Source organism: Halovulum dunhuangense (genome assembly GCF_013093415.1).
GTDB classification, from domain to species: domain Bacteria; phylum Pseudomonadota; class Alphaproteobacteria; order Rhodobacterales; family Rhodobacteraceae; genus Halovulum; species Halovulum dunhuangense.
On sequence record NZ_JABFBC010000002.1, the window covers coordinates 46,138 to 66,927 of the forward strand.

Below are 20,790 nucleotides of genomic sequence, written 5' to 3' on the forward strand. Positions count from 1 at the left end.
ATGGAGCACGCCATGATTACCCGCAGGGATCTGCTTCTGACCGGCGCCGCCGGCGCCGCAACCGCCGCCGCGATGCCCGCCTTCGGCGCGGCCCCGATGATGGGCGCCACCCGCCCCGGCTTCCGCCGCATGACGCTGGGCAATTTCGAGGTGACCGTTCTGCTTGACGGCTTCAACCCGGTCGAGGGGCCGCAGGGCATCTTCGGGCAGGACCAGACGGTCGAGACGGTCGAGGCGCTGCTGACCGAGAACCTGCTGCCCACGAACGCGATGGAATTCACCTTCCACCCGGTCCTCGTGAACACCGGCACCGAGCTGATCCTGTTCGACACCGGCAACGGCGAGGGCGCGCGCCCGGCCCGCGGCCACCTGCTGGAGCGCATGGCCGAGGCTGGCTACAGCCCCGACCAGGTGGACAAGGTGGTCATCACCCACTGGCATGGCGACCACATCAACGGCATGACCGAGGGCGGCGCGCTGACCTTCGCCAATGCCGAATACGTCACCGGCGCGACCGAGTTCGACTTCTGGACCTCGGATGCGCGCATGGGCACCCCCGCCGAAGGCAACTCCAACACCGTCAAGGGCCTGGCCGACATGATCGGCGAGCGGATCACCCTGCTGGAGCCGGGCCAGACCGTCGCCTCGGGCATCGAGGCCGTTGGCGCCTTCGGCCACACCCCCGGCCACATGGTCTATCACCTGGAAAGCGAGGGCCGGCGCCTGATGCTGGCCGCCGACACCGCGAACCATTTCGTGCTGTCGCTTCAGCGTCCGGACTGGGAAGTGCGCTTCGACATGGACAAGGCCGCCGCCGCCGCCAGCCGCAAGGAAATCTTCGGCATGCTGGCCGCCGACCGCGTGCCCTTCGTGGGCTACCACATGCCCTTCCCCGGCGTGGGCTTCGTCGAGGCCCGGGGAGAGGGCTTCCGCTATGTGCCGGTCAGCTACCAGCTGAGCCTGTAAGGCACCCCCGGCGGGCCGGCCCCCCGGCTTGCCCGCCGATCAGACCCCCGGCGGGCTTGCCCGCCGATCAGCCCCCCCGGCGGGCCTGCCCGCCGATCAACCCCGCAGCGCGTTCTGCTTGAGCCGCGTCTCGTAGGCGGCAGAGATATGCGCCCTGACCGCGGCATCCGCCGCCTCGCCATTGCGCGCGGCGATCGCCTCGACGATGGACTGGTGCTCGTCCAGCCCCGCGGGCGAACGCCCCTCGGCCGAAAACGTGGTGAAGCTCATCAGCGCCATCGACCGGTGCACCAGTTCCAGCTGCTGGATCAGGTAGCGGTTGTGGCTGGCCAGGTGCAGCTGGCGGTGAAACCGCTTGTTCGCGCGGCTCAGCTTGTCGGGCTGGCCGATCAGCTTGCGGTCCTGCTCGACCATCTCGAACAGCACCTTGATCTCTTCCGGGGCGGCATGCTGGGCGGCCAGCCTTGCTGCCAGCGCCTCGAGCTCTGCCCGCAGGACATACAGCTCCCCGATCTGGTCGTGATCCAGCGAGGCGACGATCAGCGACCGCCCGTCGCGCGCCAGGATGCCCTGCGTCTCGAGCTTCTGGAACGCCTCGCGGATGGGGGTGCGCGACACGCCGAAGCGTTCGGCCAGTTCCGCCTCCACCAGACGGTCGCCGGGCTTGTACTCGCCCTTGTCGATGGCATCGAGCACCATCTCGTAGGCGTCCTTCAGGGTAAGGTTGTCCATGGGCAGGGGTCGCAATTCTTCGTGTTTTCCAATTGTGCTAGCGCCGGGCGGCCCGCGTGTCTAACGATTTCGGTTGAGCGCGCCCCCGCCCGGCGCTAGCTGTTGCGTCATGTATCAGCGCGACTTCTCTCATGTCCGGGCGTGGGTCTTCGATCTCGACAACACGCTCTACCCGCCCGAGGCGCGGCTGTTCGACCAGATCGAGCGGCTGATGACCGACTACATCGTGACCCGCCTCGGCGTCACCGAGACAGAGGCGGGGCGGCTGCGCTCGGAATACTGGCGCAGCCACGGCACCACGCTGGCGGGGCTGATGGACCTGCACCGGGTGGACCCCGAGGATTTCCTCGACGCCGTTCACGCGATCGACCTGACCAACCTGCCCCGCGACGAGGCGCTGCGCCTGGCCATCGCGGCCCTGCCGGGGCGCAAGATCGTCTATACCAACGGCTCGCGCGAACATGCCCGCAGGGTCACGCAGGCGCGGGGGCTGGATGGCCTTTTCGACGCGCTTTACGGGGTAGAGGATGCGGGCTACGCCCCCAAGCCCCGGCGCGACGCCTTCGAGCGGGTGTTCGGGCTGGCGAAGCTCGAGGCCGACCGCGGCGCCATGTTCGAGGATGACCCCCGCAACCTGGAAGTGCCCCACGCGCTGGGCATGCGCACGGTGCTGGTGGGCCCCCACCACGAGGGCGACCACATCCACCACCGGACCGAGGATCTGACGCGCTTTCTGTCGCAAGTGATCTGAGCGGGCTTCCCGCGCCCTGCGCCACGGCCTAGATTGCGGGCCATGGACAGGACCCAGACAGACATCGTCATCGCCGGCGGCGGCATCGCGGGCTTGACCGCCACCGCCATCTTCGCCGCCGCGGGCTTTCGCACCATCTGCGTGGAACCCTCTGCCCCCGTCACCACGGCCGGGGCCGAAGGCGCGGACCTGCGTTCCACCGCCTTCCTGGAACCGGCCATCGCGCTGTTCGACGAGGCGGGGCTCTGGGACCGCTTCGCCCCCCATGCGACCGATCTGCGCGTGATGCGGCTCGCCGATGCGGGCGGCGCGGAACCCGGCATCCGCGAGGTGGCGGATTTCGACGCGGCCGAGATCGGGCAGGCGCGGTTCGGCGTGAACCTGCCCAACTGGCTGATCCGGCGCGAGATCCTCGCCCATCTTGAGGCGCAGCCGCTGGCGACGCTGCTGACCGGCGCAAAGGTCGCGCGCTACACCCCCCGCACCCGCGAGGCGATCGTGACGCTGTCCGACGGCCGGCAGATCCGCGCAGCACTCGCGCTGGCCGCCGACGGGCGCGACAGCTTCCTGCGGCAGGCTGTGGGGATCGAGGCGCGGCGCTGGGATTACGGCCAGCGGGCGATGGTCTTTGCCGTCAGCCACCCGCTGCCGCACCAGAACGTCTCGACCGAGATCCACCGCACGGGCGGCCCCTTCACGCTGGTGCCGTTGCCCGACCAGGACGGCGTGCCCCATTCGGCGGTGGTCTGGATGGAGACGGGGCCCGAGGCGGCGCGGCTTGCGGCGCTTGACGATGCCGGATTCGAGGCGGCGCTGAACGAACGCTCCTGCGGCGTGCTGGGGCCGCTCGCGCTGGCAAGCCGCCGCGTGTCCTGGCCGATCATCAGCCAGATCGCGGCAAGGCTCGACGGCCCGCGGCTGGCGCTGGTGGCCGAGGCCGCCCATGTGATCCCGCCCATCGGCGCGCAGGGGCTGAACATGAGCCTTGCCGACATCCGCGCGCTGCGCGACCTGTGCGTGGCGGCCCGCGACCGGGGCGCGGATATCGGCGCGCCGGATCTGCTTGCGCGGTACAACCGGGCGCGGCACGCGGATATCGCCGCGCGCGTCACCGGCGTCGATGTGCTGAACCGCGCCGCCATGGCCGAGGCGCAGGGCCTGCGCGACCTGCGGCGCGCGGGGCTCAGGGCGCTTTACGGCGCGGTGCCGGTGCGGCGCGTCGCGATGCGCGCGGGGCTGGGGGCCTGAAACCTACCCCTCGGCCAGCCCGAGAAAGCGGCCGGGGGGCAGCTTTTCCTCGCTCAGAAGCACGTTGCTCTCCACCTCGCCCACGCCGGGCAGGGTCATGATCCGGCGGCGCAGGATCCGCTCGAAATCGGCCAGGTCGCGCGCCACCACCTTCAGCCGGAAGTCATAGACGCCAAGGACGTGCTGCACGACCTGCACTTCCGGGATCGCGGTCACCGCCCGCTCGAAATCGGCAAGGCTCACGCGGCCCTTGCCGGCCAGCTTCACGCCCAGGAACACCACCACCCCGAAGCCCAGCTTCTCGCGGTCTAGGACCGCGTGCCGCCCGGTGATGACGCCCGCCTCCTCAAGCCGGCGCAACCGTCGCCAGGCGGCGGGCTGGGACAGGCCCACCCGGTCGCCCAGCGCCTTGGCCCCCAGGCTGCCATCGGCCAGAAGCGCGCGCAGCATGGCGCGGTCGGTATCGTCCAGATCCAGCGCCATCAGATCGCCAGCGCCCCCGTGTTCTTGAGTTCCGAGACCAGCATCAGCGCCTCGATGTCGGCGATATGCGGCAGGGCCAGGATACGCTCCTGGTAGATCTGCTGGTAATGGGTCAGGTCGCGCGCGATCACGTCCATGCGGATATCGACCCGGCCCAGCAGCGTCTCGATGCTCTGGACATACGGGATCCGCCGGGCTTCCGCGATGAAGGCGTCGAATGCGTTCGGCGCGGTCTTGTCCAGCGTCACCCGCAGGAAGACCTGCACCTCGAAGCCCAGCGCGCGGGGATCGATCCGCACCTCGCGCCCCTTGATGACGCCCGCGCCCTCAAGCCGTTCGATCCGGCGCCAGCAGGCCCCCGGAGAGACGCCCACCGCATCTGCAAGTGCGGCGTTGGGGCGGCTGGCGTCTTCCTGCAACAGGCGCAGGATATGGCGGTCGGTGGCGTCAAGCTGCATTGGACAGGCGCTTTCCGGCGGTTCTGCGAATGAATTTTCGCCGCTTTAGCGGAAATTGCCGAAAATGGAAAATCAAATCGCGCCCCCTGCCCTATCCTTGCGCCCATCTGAAACGCGAAAGGGGATCACCATGCGCGTCTATTACGATCGCGACTGCGACATCAACCTGATCAAGGACAAGAAGGTCGGCATCATCGGCTACGGCTCGCAGGGCCATGCCCATGCGCTGAACCTGCGCGACTCGGGCGCGAAGAACCTGGCCATCGGCCTGCGCGAGGGTTCGCCCTCGGCCGCCAAGGCCAAGGGCGAGGGGCTCCAGGTCATGGGCCTGGCCGAAGTCGCCGCCTGGGCCGACGTGCTGATGCTGACCATGCCGGACGAGTTGCAGGCCGACACCTACCGCAAGTATGTCCATGACAACCTGCGCGAGGGTGCGGCGATCGCCTTCGCCCACGGCCTGAACGTGCATTTCGGCCTGATCGAGCCCAAGCCCGGCGTGGACGTCATCATGATGGCCCCCAAGGGCCCCGGCCACACCGTGCGCGGCGAATTCGTCAAGGGCGGCGGCGTGCCCTGCCTCGTGGCCGTTCACAACGACGCCTCGGGCACCGCGCTGGAAATCGCCAAGTCCTACTGCTCGGCCATCGGCGGCGGGCGTTCGGGCATCATCGAGACCGATTTCCGCCAGGAATGCGAGACCGACCTCTTCGGCGAGCAGGCGGTGCTGTGCGGCGGCCTGGTGGAACTGATCCGCATGGGCTTCGAGACGCTGGTGGAAGCCGGCTACGACCCCGAAATGGCCTATTTCGAGTGCCTGCACGAGGTGAAGCTGATCGTGGACCTGATCTACGAGGGCGGCATCGCCAACATGAACTACTCGATCTCGAACACCGCCGAATACGGCGAGTATGTCTCGGGCCCGCGCATCCTGCCCTATGACGAGACCAAGGCGCGGATGAAGGCGGTGCTGACCGACATCCAGACCGGCCGCTTCGTGCGCGACTGGATGCAGGAATGCTCGGTCGGCCAGCCGATGTTCAAGGCGACCCGCAAGATCAACGACGCCCATCAGATCGAGGCGGTCGGCGAAAAGCTGCGCGGCATGATGCCCTGGATCTCGGCCGGCAAGATGGTCGACAAGTCGAAGAACTGACGCCCTGCGCGGCGGCCCCGGCAATCCGCCCGGGGCCGCCGCCTTTCCCCTATCCAGCGCGGGATCGGCGCGCTAGGCTTCCCGCGACGCAAGACCGGAGCGCCGCATGGGACGATCCTTCCTGATCCGCTGGGCCGCCGCCATCCTGCTGGTGATGGCCACCTTCAACCCCACATCGCTGAACTACTTCCGCTGGGCACAGGCCAATACCGGCGAACAGCTGTCGCTGGTGGTGCTGTTCGGGCTGGTCCTGTTCGTGGGCTATGTCATCTACCTGCGCGCGACCTTCCGCTCGATCGGGGTGGTGGGCATCGGCCTGGTCGCGGCGCTGGTGGGCGCGCTTCTGTGGGTGCTGCGCGACATCGGCTGGATCTCGTTCCGGGATCCCGACTTCACCACCTGGATCGGGCTTCTGGCGCTGTCCTTCGTGATGGCGGTGGGACTGAGCTGGTCGATCATCCGCCGCCGCCTGTCCGGGCAGACCGATGTGGACGACATCGACGACGCCGAGGCCTGAGCCCCGCGCGGGGACTTGATTTGACCCTCGACACCCCACAGTTGATGGTCTAGACCGCGCCTGACCGTGACACGAGCCGGAAAGAGACGTCCTCCGACATGGAAAACATCGTTCTGACCATCCACCTCATTCTTGCGCTGGCACTGATCCTGTCGGTGCTGCTGCAACGCTCCGAAGGGGGCGGGCTGGGGATCGGCGGCGGTGGCGGCGGCGTCATGTCGGGGCGCCCGCCCTCGACGCCGATGGCCAAGGTGACCTGGGCGCTGGCGATCGGCTTCATCATCACCAGCCTGGCGCTGACATGGTTCGCGACGCAGGACAGCGTCGGATCCAGCGTGATCGACGGCGTGATCGAACAGCCCGCGGGCGGCGACAGCCCGCTTCTGCCGCCCACGCTGGGCGGCGACCTGACACCGCCCGCCCCCGGCGGGCCGGCGGTCCCGCCCCCGGCGGAATAACCGGGCCGAAGTTGCAGGGGCAACCGCTGGTTGCCCCTTTTCCTTTCAACACAGCATCTAGTGACCCTATCCTTGTGCCGGATTTCCGAATCCGGTAGATATGGACTCCCGTGAGCATAGCGGCACGGCCCAGTTCCAGGATCGGGCGACAATCACGGGAGGCGCATGCATGGCGCGGTTCATCTTCATCACCGGCGGTGTCGTATCCAGCCTGGGCAAGGGCCTTGCTTCGGCCGCGCTGGGCGCGCTTCTTCAGGCGCGCGGCTACTCGGTGCGGCTGCGAAAGCTCGACCCCTACCTGAACGTGGATCCGGGCACGATGAGCCCCTTCGAGCATGGCGAGGTCTTCGTCACCGATGACGGGGCGGAGACCGATCTCGATCTTGGACATTACGAACGCTTCACCGGGGTCGCCGCGCGGCGCACCGACTCGATCAGCGCCGGGCGCATCTATTCCAACGTGCTGGAAAAGGAGCGTCGCGGAGACTACCTGGGCAAGACGATCCAGGTCATTCCCCACGTCACCAACGAGATCAAGGACTTCATCCGCATCGGCGAGGACGAGGTCGATTTCATGCTCTGCGAGATCGGCGGCACGGTAGGCGACATCGAGGGCCTGCCCTTCTTCGAGGCGATCCGCCAGTTCGCGCAGGAAAAGCCGCGCGGGCAATGCGTGTTCATGCACCTGACGCTCTTGCCCTACATCGCCGCCTCCGGCGAGCTCAAGACCAAGCCGACCCAGCATTCGGTCAAGGAACTCCGCTCGATCGGGCTCGCGCCCGACGTGCTGGTCTGCCGGTCCGAAGGCCCGATCCCCGAGAAGGAGCGCGAGAAGCTGGCGCTGTTCTGCAACGTGCGCCCCGACAGCGTGATCGCGGCGCAGGATCTGAAGTCGATCTACGAGGCCCCGCTCGCCTATCACCGCGAGGGGCTGGACCAGGCGGTGCTGGATGCCTTCGGCATCTCGCCCGCGCCCAAGCCCGTGCTCGACAAGTGGGAAGACGTGGTCGACCGCGTCCACAACCCCGAGGGCGAGGTGCGCGTGGCCATCGTCGGCAAGTACACCCAGCTGGAAGATGCCTACAAGTCCATCGCCGAGGCGCTGACCCATGGCGGCATGGCGAACCGCGCCAAGGTGCGCGCCGAATGGATCGACGCCGAGATCTTCGAGCGCGAGGAGGACGTGGCCCCCCTGCTCGAGGGCTACAACGCCATCCTCGTGCCGGGCGGCTTCGGAGAGCGCGGGACCGAAGGCAAGATCCGCGCCGCCAAGTTCGCCCGCGAACGCCAGATCCCCTACCTCGGCATCTGCCTCGGCATGCAGATGGCGGTGATCGAGGCGGCGCGCGACCTGCTGGGCCTGTCGAACGCCGGCTCCGAGGAATTCGACCACGAGGCGGGCGTGCGCCGCTTCGAGCCGGTGGTCTATCACCTGAAGGAATGGGTAGAGGGCAACCGCACCATCCAGCGCACCACCCAGGACGACAAGGGCGGCACCATGCGCCTTGGCGCCTATGACGCGGTGCTGAAAGAGGGCAGCAAGGTCGCCCATATCTACGGCACCACCGCGATTTCGGAACGCCACCGCCACCGCTACGAGGTGGACATCAAGTACCGCGAGAAACTGGAGGCGGAGGGCCTGACCTTTTCGGGCATGTCGCCCGACGGCCGCCTGCCCGAAATCGTCGAGCTGCGCGAGCATCCCTGGTATATCGGCGTGCAGTTCCACCCCGAGCTGAAATCAAAGCCCTTCGCACCGCACCCGCTGTTCCGCGACTTCGTGCGCGCGGCCCTCGAACAGTCGCGGCTTGTGTAGGCGGCAGGACGGACTAGGTATCCCCGCATGATCGCAGACCTGTTCAAACGCCTGATGGGCGAGGCGCCGCAGGCCGACCCCGAAGGGGATTACCGCCTGTCGCTGGCGGCGCTGCTGGTGCGCTGCGCCAGGGCCGACGAGGATTACGCCGCGCACGAGCAGGCGGTGATCGACGCCATCCTGATGCGCCGCTACGGGCTGGACGGAACCGCCGCCGCCGCCCTGCGCGCCCGAGGCGAGGCGCTGGAGGCAGAGGCCGGCGACACCGTGCACCTGACCAAGGCGATCAAGACCGGCGTTCCCTACGAGGAACGCGGCGCCATCGTCGAGTCGCTCTGGTCCGTGGCACTGGCCGATGACGACCGCGACCACATGGAAAACGCCTTCCTGCGGCTGGTGGTGAAGCTGCTGGGCGTGAACGACGTGGACAGCGGCCTCGCCCGCCAGCGCGCCGAGGCGGCCCGCCAGGGCTGAGGCGCATCCCGGACACGGCGACCACCAGACGCACCCCACAATACGCGCCCCGGGCTTGACCCGGGGCCTCGCTACCCCGCACCCCACGATACGCGCCCCGGGCCTGACCCGGGGCCTCGCTCCCCCGCACCCCACGATACGCGCCCCGGGCCTGACCCGGGGCCTCGCTCCCCCGCACCCCACTATACGCGCCCCGGGCTTGACCCGGGGCCTCCCTCCGCGCCCCCCACGATACGCGCCCCCCACGATACGCGCCCCGGGCCTGACCCGGGGCCTCGCCTCGCGGCGCGGGGTCCCGGGTCAAGCCCGGGACGGGTCAAGCCCGGGACGGGCCAGTCCCTCGACAGGGGGCGTCCATCCTCAAAGCGCGTCCAGATGCGCCGCCACCCGATCGGCGATCATCGAGCTGACCCGCACATTCGCCTCTTGCGTGACGCCCGCGACATGCGGCGTCAGGATCACGTTCAGCCCGTCATACTTCGCCCCGCCGGCCGCCGTCAGCGGTTCCTCCTCGAACACGTCAAGGGCGGCGCCCCCCAGGCGCCCGGCGCGCAGCGCGGCCGCCAGCGCCGCCTCGTCCACCACGCCGCCGCGCGCCGCGTTCACCAGGATCGCGTCGGGCTTCATCCGTGACAGAAGATCGGCGTTCACCATGTGGCGCGTGCCGTCGGTCAGCGGCACATGCAGGCTGAGCACATCCGCCTCTGCCGCCAGCCGCTCCAGGTCCATCCGCTCGGCGTCCTTCCAGGCCGGATCGCCCTCGGGCAGGAAGGGGTCATGGGCCGCGATCCGCATGCCCAGCGCCGCCGCCCGCCGCGCGGTCTGGCGCGCGATCGAGCCAAAGCCAATCAGCCCCAGCGTCTTGCCGCCCACCTCGCGGCCCATCAGCGCCTGGCGCGGCCATTCCCCGGCCGCGACCCGGTCGGTCGCGTGCCACGCGCCCCTGAGCAGGACCAGCGCGGCGGTCACGACATATTCCGCCACCGCGTCGTCATTGGCGCCGGTGGCGGGATAGACCGCCACGCCGCGCGCCTTGCAGGCCGCCACGTCGATATTGTCCAGGCCCACGCCCAGCCGGCCCACGCAGGACAGCTTCGGCGCGGCCCCCAGCACCGCCTCGCGCACCTGGGTGCGGTTGCGCACGATCAGCGCGCGGGCATCGCCCAGAAGCGCCGCCAGATCCTCGGGCCGGTCCACCAGCGCGGGGTCGTAAAGGCAGTCGAACCGCGCGCTCAGCGCGGCGACGGCGTCCTCGTCCATGAATTCGGTGATGACGACATCAGGCATATTCGGGCACTCCGGCAAATTCGGGCAGATGCACCGGCAGCCCGGTGCGGATGCTTTCCTCGGCCGCCGCCCCCACGGCGACGGCAATGCGTCCGTCTCGCACGGAAACCTCGGGCGCGCCACCCGTGCGGATCATCTGGATGAAGCGCTGGTGCTGGTAGAAGGTGGACCCGTGGTGATCGCCCGCCCGCGCCAGCGCCGGGTCGTTGGCGATATCCTCCTGCCGGTAGCCCTGCTTCAGCCGGGGCGAGACGACAAGCTGGCTGTGCCGGTCCTGCCCGTCGGGGTTGAAGCGCGCGGGCCCGGGGATGCGCGCATCCACCCGCGCGATGTCGCCCGTGGCCGACACCACCTCCTGCCACCAGGACCCTTCGGCGAACATGCACAGGTCCAGCATGGCGCGCGTGCGGTTGGCGAAATCGACGATCACGAAGGCATTGTCGATGATGTCGGGCTTGCGGCCGCCATACTCCTCGTGAAGGAAGTTCACGTCCATCGCGCCCGAGGCATAGACGCGCACCGGCTCGGATTTCAGGATCAGCCGCATCAGGTCGAAGAAATGGCAGCATTTCTCGACCAGGGTGCCGCCGGTCTGATCGGCGAAACGGTTCCAGTTGCCCACCTTCGAAAGAAAGGGAAAGCGGTGCTCGCGGATCGAGAGCATGTGCACCCGCCCTGCGGTCCCGGCCTCCACCTCGGCGATCAGCCGGGTGATGGCGGGCATGTAGCGGTATTCCATCGCCACCCACAGCGGCGCGCGCCTGCCCGCCTGCAACGCCTCGATCTCGGCGCATTCGGCATCGGTCAGGCCCAGCGGCTTCTCGCACAGGATGGGCAGGCCGCTTGCCATCGCGTCGCGCAGGATGGGCAGGTGCAGGTGGTTCGGCGCGCCGATCACCAGCGCGTCCAGCCCGCCCGCGGCCAGCAGGTCGCGGTGATGGGCATGGGCGGCGCAGCCCGGGCCCGCGGTGGCCTGCGCCGCCCCGCGCATCGCGGCATCGGGGTCGGACACCGCCACCACGCGCGCATCGCCAAGCAGGTTGATGTTGCGGATATGCTCCTGCCCCATCATGCCCGAACCGATGATCCCGTATCTGATCGTCATCTCTCAAAGCTCCAGTACGGGCAGGCCCATGGCCGCCGCCACGTCGGCCAGCGCCGCGCGGTGGTCGCCATAGACCAGCCCCATGTGATGTTCGAGCCCGCTGGCCATCACCCTTTGCAGCGTCTCATCGGCCGTACGGTCGAAGCGCAGCACGCCCGAGGTCCCGGTAAAGGCCATCGGCCGGTCCAGCATCTCGCCGCCCGCGATCACCATGCGCGGGCTGCCATGCGCCTGGCTGACGCGCGCAAGCGTCACCCGGCCCGGCTTCAGCGGGAATTCGTAAAGCAGCGGCATCTTGCGGTTGGTGTGGATCGTCGCGTGCGGCGCGACGCTTTCCGCCGCCATCGACAGGGGCGCCTGCCCGCAATGCCACACGACGCCGGTATCGTCGGCCGCATCCATGTCCACCAGGTCCGCCAGGAAAACCGGGGCCTGCGCCACTTCCTGCAACAGAAGCTGGGTCAGCGCGCCATAGACATCGGCCTCGCAGGCGCAGGGCACCCGGGCCTCGCCCAGCTGCGCCACCGGCCCGCAGACCGCGCCGCCATATTCGGTGAATGTCTCGGGCCAGCAGCGGATGGCAAAGGCGTCGTAGCTGCCCTTCGCCCGGATCGCGTCAAGCGCCAGCCGCAGCCGCAGCGAGCGGTCCAGCTGGTCCTGGTCCACCGCGTCCAGATCCGGCAGCGCCTCTGCCGTGCGCGCGCGCAAGCTGGCGGCGGCGTCCGCGTCGGCCGCGCGGGCGGTGTCGAACAGCGTGTCCAGTTCCAGCGCGTCCACCGCGACCCCGGCCAGCGCCATCAGCCGGTCCGCGTCATAGGCGCAGGTGTCGAACCCGTCGGGATGCGCGCCGATCCGCGCGATGCGCCGGCCCGCAAGCGCGTCGGCCACCTTGCGGCCCCGCCCCGCATCGCCCGCCCCCGCCACCGGCGCCAGCCGCCCGGCCTGGTGCCGCCCGGCCAGCAGCCCGTCCAGGTCGGCGTCCCCGGCATCCGTGTAGAGCCAGCCGAAATCCCGCCCCGCCAGCCCCAGCGCATGCGAGGCAAGGTTCAGCCCGCAGAAGGCGTTCAGCCGCAGCCGCCCGCCAAGGCGCGGTTCGGGCACCGCCCAGATCGAGAGCGGCACGCCGGGGAAGGCGTTGGCCGCCTCCACCGTCATGGACGCGTCGGTGAATGTCACCTGCAGGATCAGCAGGTGGTCGATGGACGCCTCCCGCAACTCCGCCAGCCCGGCGCGGGTCGCGGCCGCGTCGAACAGCAGCCCGCGCGGCCCCGCGATCTGGTGCCCGGATGCGTCGAGCCGCGCCAGCATCGCGGCCAGCTTCTCGCCCGCGAAGTCCACGTCGAAGGTGGGGCGCCCCAGCGGCAGGATGCCGATGCGTGCCATGTCACATCGCCCCGTAGACATGGCGGAAACTGGCATCCGCCGGCTGCACGCCGGTCCGCCCCCCGAAACAGGGGTGGTCAAACCAGGGAAGTGCCGCGGCGTCGGTCAGCGCGTTCAGCTCTGCCATGTAGGCGCAGCCCTCGCCCCTCAGCCCCGCCTCGATCGCGGCCCAGTCGGGGTAGGCCCCGAAAGCGTCAAGCCAGATCGCCCGGCCCGCAAGATAGCCCGACGCGCCCGCCTTGTAGGCATGTTCCATCACCGCCTTGAACTCGGCCTTGCCCGCGCCCGCCGACAGCATCACCCAGGGCCGCCCGGCAAGCCGGCCCATCTCGTCGAAGACGGCCTGAACGGCGGCCGAGCCGTCGGCGTCCTTCGCCGCCACGGGGCTTTCCAGCTTGAACACGTCAATGCCGTAGTCTGACCTGGCGAATTCCTCGACCGAGCCCAGGACGTGATCGCTGCGCTTGCCGGCCATTTCCACATAGTCCTTGGTCTGGTCCGCATCGCCCTTCAGCGGATAGACCAGCAACTCGAACAGGAAGGGGATGTCGTAGCGCGCGCAGGCCTCGCCGATGCGTTTGGTGAAATCCTGCTGGGCGCGGCAGACCTCCGGCGCGGCATCGGGGCGATACCAGGCCAGCACCTTGACCGCGTCGCCGCCCATGCGCTTGATCTTGTTCACCGACCAGTCGTCGATCTCGGATGAAAGCCGCCCGCCGGGCGCATCCTCGAAGATGCTGTCCTCCAGCGTGACGATCAGGCCCTTGGCGGGCGAAAGCCGGTCCAGCCCCATCGGGATCGCGTAATGCGGGTCCAGAAGCATCGCGGTGGATGCGTCCTGCAACGTCTCGATCAGAAGCGTCTTGAAGCGCGCCACCTCTTCCCAGGGGGCCTCGGGCAGGTCGTGGTACTTCGCGATCGGCCCCTTGATGGGCGGGCGCTGGTCCACGGCGGTCATCTTGAAGCGCCCCGCGGCGTCGGCCATGCGGCGCAGCCCCCAGAGCTTTCCGGCTGTCAGTTCCATTCCTCGTTCCTTTGCATGAAGGCTTCGGTTGCGGCGCGGTCCGGGGCGCCTGCGCGCCCCCCCGGCACCGTGCATTTCAGGCTGGCGGCGGCATTGCCGAAGGCGATGGCGGCGCCAAGCGCCATGCCCTCGCCCAGCGCCAGCGCAAAGGCGCCGTGCCACACATCGCCCGCCCCCAGCGTGTCCACCGGCACGATGCGGGGCGAGGGGACATGCGCGATGCGCCCGTCGTCGAGATAATGCGTGCCCCGCGCGCCATCGGTGACGCAGACCCAGGCATCCGTCATGGCGGCGGCAGCGCGCAGCCCCTCGGCCAGGTCGTCCCGCCCGGTCAGCGCGCGCAGGCCCTGCGCCGAAAAGGCGGCATGGCTTGCGGCGCGCAGCAACTCCGGCGCGACCGGCGCCTCGCCGTCCAGTATGCCCGGCACGCCCAGCGCGCGGGCATGGTCCAGCACGGCGACGCCTGCCTCGGGCCAGCGGGTGTCGGCCAGCACGGCATCGGGCCGGCCCAAGCCGCCCGCGGGCAGGTCCACCGCCAGCCCCGCGCCGCGAAAGGCCATGATCTGCCGCTCGCCATCGGGGGTGACCTGGATCGAGGAAAAGGCCGAGCGCCCGCCTTCCGCCACCTGGACAAGGGACGTGTCCACCCCCTCCTCCTCCAGGCCCTCGCGCATCAGCCGGCCGATCAGGTCGTCACCGCAGCGCGCGGCGATCCGGGCCCGGCCGCCCAGGCGCGTGATCGCCACGGCGGCGTTCGCGGCGCAGCCGCCCCCCAGGATGCGCGCGTCGCGCGCGCGGTATTTCTCGGCGCGGTCCGGGAAGCGGTCCACCTCGAAGATCATGTCGATCACGGCCGAGCCGCAGACCAGCACCTCGGTCATCGGGCGGGCCTTTCGGCAAGACGGGGTCGGGAACGCGGATCGGGGCGAGCCATGTCTGTCGGTTCTTTCGGGAAAGATGCCCCACCTTTACAGCGGGGCCAGTCTGCGCGCCCGGGGTCCAGCCCCGGGCGCACGATCCTTGGGAGGGATCAGTTCAGTTCGGCGTCGTAGACGGCATTGATCTCTGCCTCGACCTCGGCCACCGCCTCGGTCAGGACGTTGAAGACCTCCTCGCCGCCCTCGACATTGGCCTTGAACCAGTCATAGACCGGCGCGGCAGCCTCGGCGAAGGCGGCCTTTTCCTCGGGGCTCGGGACGTAAAGATCGCCGCCCCCCGCAAGATAGGCCTCGTAGGCCGCGATCGACTTGCGCTTGGGCGAGGCGAATGTCGCCTGCTGAAGCTGGTAGAACCCGTCCACCACCACCCGGCGCAGATCCTCGGGCATGGCCATGAACTTCTCGTTGTTCATGAACCACAGCGCGCCCATGTAGGAATGGCCGTCCAGCGTCAGGTACTGAAGCCCCGCATCGGGGAACTTCATGTTCATGATGTCGGTGATGCCGTTCGCGGTGCCCTCGACCACCCCGGTCTGAAGCGAGGTGAACAGCTCGGGCCACGGGATCGGCGTGGGCGAGGCGTCGAGCGCGCGCACCAGTTCCTGCGGCAGGTCGGCCGGAACCGTGCGCAGCTTCAGGCCCGCCAGGTCGCCCGGCTCCTGCACCCGCCGCTCGGTGTTGGCGAAGCTGCGCCAGCCGCCGGTGTTGCCGATGGTCATCAGCCGGATGGTGCCGTCGGAATACTCCATCACCATTTCCTGCATCCGCCGCACGAAGGGCGAGCCGTTGGCCAGCACCGCCTCGGCCACCCGGTCGTCGCTCATCAGGTAGGGCAGGTCCAGCACCTGCACGAAGGGAAAGATCCCCGCCGTGCCGCCCGAGGTCGAGATGTAGACGTCGATCGACCCGTCGGCGATGCCCTGCAGGCACTCCTCGCCGGTGGAACAGAGCTGGGTGCCGATGAAGCTTTCCACCGCGATGCGCCCGTTCGAGGCCGCCTCGACATACTGCTCGAACACCGCCAGCCCGTCGGCGTCCTCGTCCTCCATGTTGGAGTTGGCGGTCGCGCGGATGGTGAAATCCTGCGCGCTGGCCGCGGTGCCCATCAGCAGCGTCGCCACGGCGAGCGACTTGATGGCTGTCGAAAATTGCATGTGTCTTCCTCCTGTCGAATGGATGTCTGGTTGTTGTTGGTCTTGTGCCGGGTCCGTCACTGGATGAACCCCGCAAGTCTGGGAACCGTAAGCGAGATCGCCGGGAAGTAGGTGATCAGGAAGATCACCACCACCTCGACCGCCAGGAACGGCAGGATCGCCTTTGAAATCGTCTCCACCCGCTCGCCCGAGACGGAACTCGCCACGAACAGCACCAGCCCCATCGGCGGCGTCGCCAGCCCCACGGTCAGGTTGACCGACATGATGATGGCGAAATGCACCGGGTGGACGCCGATCTCGACGAAGATGGGGCCAAGGATCGGGCCAAGGATGATGATGGCCGGCCCCGCATCGAGGAACATCCCCACGATGAACAGCAGGATGTTGATGAGGAACAGCAGCATGTAGGGGTTCTCGCTGAGCGAGAGGATGAACTCCGCCAGTTCCTCGGGCGCGTGGCTCAGCGCCACCACCGTCTTGAACGCGACCGCAGCCCCCACCAGCAACAGCACCGTGGACGATCCCAGCGCAGAGCGCATCAGGATCGCCGGCAGGTCCGCCAGCTTCATCGAGCGCAGGATGAAGAACGAGATCAGGATCGCATAGGCCACCGCGATCACCGACGCCTCGGTCGGGGTGAACACGCCGATCAGGATGCCGCCCAGGATGATCACGGGCGTCTGCAGCGGCACGACGGCGCGCTTGTAGACGATGCGCGCGGGCTCGGACATGCGCTTGCGGGCGGCCGTGAAGATCAGCTCGGAGACGACCGCGAAGCCGATCAGCCCGGCCAGGGGCGGCAGGCTTGCCGTGCCCAGCAGGCTTGCCACCAGCACATGCAGCCCCCAGAGCACGCCGATCATGTTCAGCCGCGCCAGCACCCGCGCGATCAGGTTCTCGGTCGCGCTGATCGTCTGGTCCTTCTTCACGATCCGCTCGGCCTTGGGCAGGTCGTAGCGGTCCGCCAGAAGCCGGACCATCAGCATCAGGCCGACGCCCACCATGACCCCCGGCACGATGCCGGCCAGGAACAGCGCCGCCACCGACTCGCCCATCACATAGGCATAGATGATCATGATGCCCGAGGGCGGGATGATCGGCCCGATCACCGAACTCGCGGCGGTGATCGCGGCGGCGAACTTGCGGGTATAGCCGTTCTTCTCCATCGCCGGGATCAGCGTGGAACCCAGCGCCGAGGTGTCGGCCACCGCCGAGCCGGAAAGCCCCGCGAACAGGATCGAGCTCAGGATGTTCACATGCGCAAGCCCGCCGCGCAGGTGGCCCATGATGGCCTGGCTGAACTCCACCAGGCGCAGCGTTATGCCGCCGCGGTTCATCAGCTCGCCCGCCAGCATGAAGAAGGGCAGCGCCATCAGCGGGAAACTGTCGATCCCGGTGAACACGTTGCGATAGAGCGTGGCCAGCATCCGCTCCTGCCCGTCGAGGTAGAGCAGCAGGCCGGGTGCTGCCAGCAGCGCGAAGAACACCGGCATCCCGATCATCAGGATGACCAGGAAAAGGGGAAGGAACCAGATCAGCATCAGTCGGCCCCCGCGGAAATCATGGCCCGGTCCATCGGCGGCTCGCGCTCGGGATCGAGCAGGGCCACCAGGTTGCGCAGGATCAGCTCGATGTTGACAAGGAACATCATCACCGATCCCACCACCAGCGCGCCCATCATCCAGGCGCGGCGAAAGGCGATGTCCTCGCCGCCGATCAGCGACAGCGGCACCTTGAGCGAGGGCGAGGCGAAACGCCCGCCAAAGCCGGTCATGTCGTTCCAGCCGATGCGGATGGAAATGGCCAGCACCACCGCCGCCACGAACAGCAGCGACAGGTTCAGGACCAGGCCGGTGATGCGCGGCAGCGCGCGCGGCACCATGTCGATGGCGACGAACCCGCCCCAACGATAGGCCGAGGGCGCGATCAGCCCGGTCATCCACAGCATCAGGAAACGCGCGCCTTCCTCGGACCAGGCCAGCGCGTTGCCCAGCAGGTAGCGAAAGATCACCTGCGCCAGGATCGCGCAGACCATCAGGGCAAGCGCGATCCAGGCCAGGTGACGCCCGATCCACAGGTGGACCGAGTTCACGGCGATCAATGCGCGCAGGGGTGCATGCAGGACTAGCACGGGACTGACACCTATTTTCCCTCCCAGGGGTCGACCCGAGTCTTTTCGCTCAGGCTTCGTTATTTTCGTATGGTCCTAAAAACGAACCTTCCTGTCAAGCGATTCACGCGCTGCGCGCCGCCACCTCCGACTCGCGCTTCAGCTCGACCAGCTCCACGCCGGCGGCCGCGCAGGCCGCGCGCACCGTGGCCGAGGGGCAGATATCCGTCACGATGGCGGACAGCTCCCCAAGCGGCGCGATCCGCACCGGCGCGCTGGCGTCGAACTTGGCCCCGTCCACCAGCAGCACCACGCGGCGGGCATGCTGCATCATCGCGCGCGCGACCATCACCTGGTCCAGGTCGTAATCCATCAGCGTGCCGTCCGGCCCCACCGCCGCCGCCCCGATCAGCGCCACGTCGGCGCTGAACTGGCCGATGAAGGACACCGCGCCCGCACCCACCACGGACCCGTCCGCAGGCCGCACAACGCCGCCTGCCACGATCGTGGTCAGCCCCGGTATCTGCCTGGTAATGTTGGCGATATTCACGCTGTCGGCGATCACCGTCAGCCCCGCCACCTGCCCCATGGCGCGGGCCGCCGCCTCGGTCGTGGTGCCGGCGTTCAGGAACACCGTCTGCCCGGGGCGCAGCATCGCCGCCGCCGCGGCCCCGATGGCCTGCTTCTCGCGCGCGGCGATGCCCGCCCGCGTCCCGTAGTCCAGATAGGCGCTGCCCGCCCGCAGGCTTGCCCCGCCATGGAAGCGGGTGACAAGCCCCTCCTCCTCCAGCAGGCGCAGATCCTTGCGCACGGTCTGCGGCGTGATCGACAGGCGCCGCGCCAGGTCGTCCACCAGGACGCGACCCTGTTGGCGGGCAAGGGCAAGGATGGTTTCCTGGCGTGCGATCACGGGCGAGACTCCTTCAGGGCCCATGGTTCACCAGTTTCGTTTTCCTGTCAAAACGAAAATCACCCTGCGGCATCCGGGCACCCTTGCGACTCGGCGGCAAAACTGAAAGTTTCCGATCGGAAACCGGCGCCCGCGCCGGCGGCGGGCAGAAACAGCGGGCTTGGGATACTCGACACGCATGACCAGACAGGGATCGCACCGCGCGGGCCGGGCCGGCGCGGTCACAGGCATCGGCACCGGCACCGGTATCGGCAACGGGCGGACGAAGGCACCCCCTTCTCAATCCCCCATGCCCGCGCCTATGATCCCGGACACAAAGGGACGGAGCCAGACATGACCCAGCGCACGCCGCTATACGAGCTGCACCTGGAGCTTGGCGCAAGGATGGTCGCGTTCGCGGGCTGGGAGATGCCTGTCAGCTACCCGCTGGGCGTGATGGGCGAACACGCCGCCGCGCGCGGGAAGGCGGCGCTTTTCGATGTCAGCCACATGGCGCAGGTCGAACTCCGCGGCGATGGGGCGGCCCGCGCGCTCGAGGCGCTGGTGCCCGCCAGCATCGCGGCCCTGCCCGAGGGCAAGGCGCGCTACACCTTCTTCACCGACGCGCAGGGCGGCATCCTCGACGACCTGATCGTGTCGAACGCGGGCGACCATCTCTACATGGTGGTGAACGCCGCGCGCCGCGACCACGACATCCCCTACATGCGCGCCAATGTCCCCGCCCCCATCGAGATCATCGAGCGGACGGACCTGGCGCTGATCGCGCTCCAGGGTCCGCTGGCCGAGGGGATCATGGCGCCGCTGGTGCCCCAGGCGGCGGCGCTGAAATTCATGGAAACCTGCACCGCCACCCTGGACGGCGTGGCCCTGCGCGTCTCGCGGCTGGGCTACACCGGCGAGGATGGCTACGAGATCTCTGTCCCCGCGGGGCAGGCCGCGGCGCTTGCCCGCCGCCTGCTGGCCCATGAGGGCGTGGAACCCGCGGGCCTTGGCGCGCGCGACAGCCTGCGGCTCGAGGCGGGGCTCTGCCTTTACGGCAACGACATCGACGCGACCACCTCGCCCATCGAGGCGGGGCTGGGCTGGGCGATCCAGAAGCGCCGGCGCGAGGAAGGCGGCTTTCCCGGCGCCGGGCGCATCCTGCGCGAGATCGCGGACGGCCCGGCCCGCAAGCTGGTCGGCCTGCGCCCCGAGGGCCGCGCCCCCGCCCGCGCCGGCACCGAAGTCGCCGACGCCGACGGCCGCATCATCGGCCATGTGACCAGCGGCGGCTTCGGCCCCACCCTGGGCGGCCCCGTGTCCATGGGCTATGTCGAGACGGGCCACGCCGCCCCCGGCACGCCCATATCGCTGATCGTTCGCGGCAAGGCCCTGCCGGGCCATGTCGCATCCCTTCCCTTCGTCCCCCACACCTACAAGCGCTGAGCGGAGCATCCCATGGCGATCTACTACACCGAAGAACACGAATGGCTGGACGTTGACGGCGACATCGCCACCGTCGGCATCACCGAACACGCCGCCGAGCAGCTGGGCGAGGTCGTCTATGTCGAGCTGAAGGAAGTCGGCGAAAGCTTCGACAAGGGCGACGAGATGGGCGTCGTCGAAAGCGTCAAGGCCGCCTCCGAGATCTATGCCCCGGTCACGGGCGAGATCATCGAGGTGAACGACAGCCTGAGCGACGCCCCCGCCCAGGTGAACGACAGCCCCGAAAGCGACGCCTGGTTCTACAAGATCCGCATCTCGGACGAGGCGGAGCTTGAGGAACTGATGGACGAAGCCGCCTACAAGCTGCTGATTTCCTGAGCCGATCCCGGCATCCAGAG

The 20,790-nt window shown here is 68.8% G+C and carries 22 protein-coding genes; 10 read left to right on the plus strand and 12 right to left on the minus strand.

What is annotated here, in order from left to right; translation table 11 throughout:
- Positions 1–12 precede the first annotated feature (12 nt).
- A complete protein-coding gene (locus HMH01_RS10845; RefSeq protein WP_171325438.1) occupies positions 13–966 on the plus strand; it encodes an MBL fold metallo-hydrolase in 954 nt (317 codons plus the stop codon).
- Positions 967–1,062: 96 nt separating this feature from the next.
- Here the strand turns inward: HMH01_RS10845 and HMH01_RS10850 are convergent, their stop codons facing one another.
- Positions 1,063–1,698: a GntR family transcriptional regulator gene (locus tag HMH01_RS10850; RefSeq protein ID WP_171325440.1), complete on the minus strand. Its 636-nt coding sequence runs from the start codon at positions 1,696–1,698 to the stop codon at positions 1,063–1,065.
- Between the two features lie 109 nt (positions 1,699–1,807).
- Here HMH01_RS10850 and HMH01_RS10855 point away from each other — a divergent pair, with 109 nt between their 5' ends.
- Both HMH01_RS10855 and HMH01_RS10860 read left to right on the plus strand, forming a co-directional pair.
- Positions 1,808–2,449 carry a pyrimidine 5'-nucleotidase gene (locus tag HMH01_RS10855; RefSeq protein ID WP_171325441.1) on the plus strand — a complete coding sequence of 214 codons (642 nt, stop codon included), beginning with the start codon at positions 1,808–1,810 and terminating at the stop codon, positions 2,447–2,449.
- 42 nt (positions 2,450–2,491) lie between these two features.
- On the plus strand, positions 2,492–3,697 hold the full coding sequence (locus tag HMH01_RS10860; RefSeq protein WP_171325443.1) for an FAD-dependent monooxygenase: 1,206 nt from the start codon (positions 2,492–2,494) through the stop codon (positions 3,695–3,697).
- 3 nt (positions 3,698–3,700) lie between these two features.
- Here the strand turns inward: HMH01_RS10860 and HMH01_RS10865 are convergent, their stop codons facing one another.
- Complete coding sequence (locus tag HMH01_RS10865) at positions 3,701–4,180, minus strand: Lrp/AsnC family transcriptional regulator (protein WP_171325445.1); 480 nt, start codon at positions 4,178–4,180, stop codon at positions 3,701–3,703.
- Entirely contained in the window at positions 4,180–4,638 is a 459-nt protein-coding gene (locus tag HMH01_RS10870; protein WP_171325447.1) for an Lrp/AsnC family transcriptional regulator, read from the minus strand. Before HMH01_RS10870 ends, HMH01_RS10865 begins: the two co-directional genes overlap by 1 nt.
- A gap of 130 nt (positions 4,639–4,768) precedes the next feature.
- On the opposite strand from HMH01_RS10870, the gene ilvC reads away from it, so the two are divergent.
- The 5 genes from ilvC to HMH01_RS10895 all read left to right on the plus strand — a co-directional run bounded on the left by ilvC (position 4,769) and on the right by HMH01_RS10895 (position 9,056).
- Positions 4,769–5,791 (plus strand): ketol-acid reductoisomerase, encoded by a 1,023-nt coding sequence (gene ilvC / locus HMH01_RS10875; RefSeq protein WP_171325449.1) that lies wholly within the window; start codon positions 4,769–4,771, stop codon positions 5,789–5,791.
- 106 nt (positions 5,792–5,897) lie between these two features.
- Positions 5,898–6,308 carry a DUF6524 family protein gene (locus HMH01_RS10880; RefSeq protein WP_171325451.1) on the plus strand — a complete coding sequence of 137 codons (411 nt, stop codon included), beginning with the start codon at positions 5,898–5,900 and terminating at the stop codon, positions 6,306–6,308.
- 98 nt (positions 6,309–6,406) lie between these two features.
- Positions 6,407–6,766 carry a preprotein translocase subunit SecG gene (gene secG / locus HMH01_RS10885; RefSeq protein ID WP_171325453.1) on the plus strand — a complete coding sequence of 120 codons (360 nt, stop codon included), beginning with the start codon at positions 6,407–6,409 and terminating at the stop codon, positions 6,764–6,766.
- A gap of 169 nt (positions 6,767–6,935) precedes the next feature.
- Positions 6,936–8,582: a CTP synthase gene (gene pyrG / locus HMH01_RS10890; RefSeq protein WP_171325455.1), complete on the plus strand. Its 1,647-nt coding sequence runs from the start codon at positions 6,936–6,938 to the stop codon at positions 8,580–8,582.
- A 27-nt stretch (positions 8,583–8,609) separates the two neighbouring features.
- Complete coding sequence (locus HMH01_RS10895) at positions 8,610–9,056, plus strand: tellurite resistance TerB family protein (protein WP_171325457.1); 447 nt, start codon at positions 8,610–8,612, stop codon at positions 9,054–9,056.
- A 360-nt stretch (positions 9,057–9,416) separates the two neighbouring features.
- Here the strand turns inward: HMH01_RS10895 and HMH01_RS10900 are convergent, their stop codons facing one another.
- The 9 genes from HMH01_RS10900 to HMH01_RS10940 all read right to left on the minus strand — a co-directional run bounded on the left by HMH01_RS10900 (position 9,417) and on the right by HMH01_RS10940 (position 18,967).
- A complete protein-coding gene (locus HMH01_RS10900; RefSeq protein ID WP_171325459.1) occupies positions 9,417–10,343 on the minus strand; it encodes an NAD(P)-dependent oxidoreductase in 927 nt (308 codons plus the stop codon).
- Positions 10,336–11,448 (minus strand): Gfo/Idh/MocA family protein, encoded by a 1,113-nt coding sequence (locus tag HMH01_RS10905; RefSeq protein ID WP_171325461.1) that lies wholly within the window; start codon positions 11,446–11,448, stop codon positions 10,336–10,338. The genes HMH01_RS10900 and HMH01_RS10905 overlap by 8 nt, the downstream gene beginning before the upstream one ends.
- A gap of 3 nt (positions 11,449–11,451) precedes the next feature.
- Entirely contained in the window at positions 11,452–12,831 is a 1,380-nt protein-coding gene (locus HMH01_RS10910) for an L-fucose/L-arabinose isomerase family protein (protein ID WP_216366846.1), read from the minus strand.
- A 1-nt stretch (position 12,832) separates the two neighbouring features.
- On the minus strand, positions 12,833–13,855 hold the full coding sequence (locus HMH01_RS10915) for a tagatose 1,6-diphosphate aldolase (protein ID WP_171325465.1): 1,023 nt from the start codon (positions 13,853–13,855) through the stop codon (positions 12,833–12,835).
- Positions 13,846–14,736, minus strand: a complete 891-nt coding sequence (locus tag HMH01_RS10920) for a PfkB family carbohydrate kinase (protein WP_171325467.1) — start codon at positions 14,734–14,736, stop codon at positions 13,846–13,848. Before HMH01_RS10920 ends, HMH01_RS10915 begins: the two co-directional genes overlap by 10 nt.
- 149 nt (positions 14,737–14,885) lie before the next feature.
- A complete protein-coding gene (gene dctP, locus HMH01_RS10925; protein WP_171325469.1) occupies positions 14,886–15,947 on the minus strand; it encodes a TRAP transporter substrate-binding protein DctP in 1,062 nt (353 codons plus the stop codon).
- Positions 15,948–16,003: 56 nt separating this feature from the next.
- Complete coding sequence (locus HMH01_RS10930; protein WP_171325471.1) at positions 16,004–17,488, minus strand: TRAP transporter large permease; 1,485 nt, start codon at positions 17,486–17,488, stop codon at positions 16,004–16,006.
- Entirely contained in the window at positions 17,488–18,078 is a 591-nt protein-coding gene (locus HMH01_RS10935; protein ID WP_343035251.1) for a TRAP transporter small permease, read from the minus strand. The genes HMH01_RS10930 and HMH01_RS10935 overlap by 1 nt, the downstream gene beginning before the upstream one ends.
- Positions 18,079–18,181: 103 nt before the next feature.
- A complete protein-coding gene (locus HMH01_RS10940; RefSeq protein ID WP_171325473.1) occupies positions 18,182–18,967 on the minus strand; it encodes a DeoR family transcriptional regulator in 786 nt (261 codons plus the stop codon).
- A gap of 333 nt (positions 18,968–19,300) precedes the next feature.
- Here HMH01_RS10940 and gcvT point away from each other — a divergent pair, with 333 nt between their 5' ends.
- Together gcvT and gcvH are read left to right on the plus strand one after the other, a co-directional pair.
- Positions 19,301–20,392 carry a glycine cleavage system aminomethyltransferase GcvT gene (gene gcvT / locus HMH01_RS10945; protein WP_171325475.1) on the plus strand — a complete coding sequence of 364 codons (1,092 nt, stop codon included), beginning with the start codon at positions 19,301–19,303 and terminating at the stop codon, positions 20,390–20,392.
- A gap of 12 nt (positions 20,393–20,404) precedes the next feature.
- The gene (gene gcvH / locus HMH01_RS10950) at positions 20,405–20,770 is read left to right on the plus strand and encodes a glycine cleavage system protein GcvH (RefSeq protein ID WP_171325477.1); all 366 of its coding nucleotides are present in this window, start codon (positions 20,405–20,407) and stop codon (positions 20,768–20,770) included.
- Positions 20,771–20,790 lie beyond the last annotated feature (20 nt).

Excerpts from the sequence above, each read along its gene's own strand:
- HMH01_RS10845 (WP_171325438.1), top strand. The coding sequence starts at position 13 with ATGATTACCCGCAGGGATCTGCTTCTGACCGGCGCCGCCGGCGCCGCA.
- HMH01_RS10850 (WP_171325440.1), bottom strand. The coding sequence starts at position 1,698 with ATGGACAACCTTACCCTGAAGGACGCCTACGAGATGGTGCTCGATGCC.
- HMH01_RS10855 (WP_171325441.1), top strand. The coding sequence starts at position 1,808 with ATGTATCAGCGCGACTTCTCTCATGTCCGGGCGTGGGTCTTCGATCTC.
- HMH01_RS10860 (WP_171325443.1), top strand. The coding sequence starts at position 2,492 with ATGGACAGGACCCAGACAGACATCGTCATCGCCGGCGGCGGCATCGCG.
- HMH01_RS10865 (WP_171325445.1), bottom strand. The coding sequence starts at position 4,180 with ATGGCGCTGGATCTGGACGATACCGACCGCGCCATGCTGCGCGCGCTT.
- HMH01_RS10870 (WP_171325447.1), bottom strand. The coding sequence starts at position 4,638 with ATGCAGCTTGACGCCACCGACCGCCATATCCTGCGCCTGTTGCAGGAA.
- ilvC (WP_171325449.1), top strand. The coding sequence starts at position 4,769 with ATGCGCGTCTATTACGATCGCGACTGCGACATCAACCTGATCAAGGAC.
- HMH01_RS10880 (WP_171325451.1), top strand. The coding sequence starts at position 5,898 with ATGGGACGATCCTTCCTGATCCGCTGGGCCGCCGCCATCCTGCTGGTG.
- secG (WP_171325453.1), top strand. The coding sequence starts at position 6,407 with ATGGAAAACATCGTTCTGACCATCCACCTCATTCTTGCGCTGGCACTG.
- pyrG (WP_171325455.1), top strand. The coding sequence starts at position 6,936 with ATGGCGCGGTTCATCTTCATCACCGGCGGTGTCGTATCCAGCCTGGGC.
- HMH01_RS10895 (WP_171325457.1), top strand. The coding sequence starts at position 8,610 with ATGATCGCAGACCTGTTCAAACGCCTGATGGGCGAGGCGCCGCAGGCC.
- HMH01_RS10900 (WP_171325459.1), bottom strand. The coding sequence starts at position 10,343 with ATGCCTGATGTCGTCATCACCGAATTCATGGACGAGGACGCCGTCGCC.
- HMH01_RS10905 (WP_171325461.1), bottom strand. The coding sequence starts at position 11,448 with ATGACGATCAGATACGGGATCATCGGTTCGGGCATGATGGGGCAGGAG.
- HMH01_RS10910 (WP_216366846.1), bottom strand. The coding sequence starts at position 12,831 with ATGGCACGCATCGGCATCCTGCCGCTGGGGCGCCCCACCTTCGACGTG.
- HMH01_RS10915 (WP_171325465.1), bottom strand. The coding sequence starts at position 13,855 with ATGGAACTGACAGCCGGAAAGCTCTGGGGGCTGCGCCGCATGGCCGAC.
- HMH01_RS10920 (WP_171325467.1), bottom strand. The coding sequence starts at position 14,736 with ATGACCGAGGTGCTGGTCTGCGGCTCGGCCGTGATCGACATGATCTTC.
- dctP (WP_171325469.1), bottom strand. The coding sequence starts at position 15,947 with ATGCAATTTTCGACAGCCATCAAGTCGCTCGCCGTGGCGACGCTGCTG.
- HMH01_RS10930 (WP_171325471.1), bottom strand. The coding sequence starts at position 17,488 with ATGCTGATCTGGTTCCTTCCCCTTTTCCTGGTCATCCTGATGATCGGG.
- gcvT (WP_171325475.1), top strand. The coding sequence starts at position 19,301 with ATGACCCAGCGCACGCCGCTATACGAGCTGCACCTGGAGCTTGGCGCA.
- gcvH (WP_171325477.1), top strand. The coding sequence starts at position 20,405 with ATGGCGATCTACTACACCGAAGAACACGAATGGCTGGACGTTGACGGC.